This window comes from Pseudomonas sp. 2995-3 (assembly GCF_002742565.1).
Taxonomy (GTDB): domain Bacteria; phylum Pseudomonadota; class Gammaproteobacteria; order Pseudomonadales; family Pseudomonadaceae; genus Aquipseudomonas; species Aquipseudomonas edaphica.
The window spans coordinates 1-270 of the sequence record NZ_LJSB01000334.1 but is presented as its reverse complement, the minus strand read 5'-3'; the positions used below and the strand labels follow the sequence as shown (position 1 = coordinate 270).

Below are 270 nucleotides of genomic sequence, written 5' to 3'. Positions count from 1 at the left end.
TCCCAGTCCAATTTAAGGATGTATTCCTTAAGCGAGAAACAATAGATGAGGATCATGCTAACCCATGGAAAGTTTGGAAGCAGATGGGACGTCCTAGATTTCCTGATAAAAATCAAGTAGAGATATTAAAATCTGTAGCTATTCCACACCAAAGAACAGATAGATTAACGAGTATTAACGGTCGATTAAAGTTGTCATTAACTTTAACGAAAAATGAAGTTAGCTTGATTGAGCTTAGACCAGTGAAAGATGAAACAGACACTTATATAG

General features: G+C 35.6%; 1 protein-coding gene. It reads left to right on the top strand.

Annotated elements, in window-relative coordinates:
- Positions 1–270 (top strand): hypothetical protein (locus AOA62_RS29635; protein WP_218244217.1); only part of this gene is annotated, 270 nt, incomplete at both ends.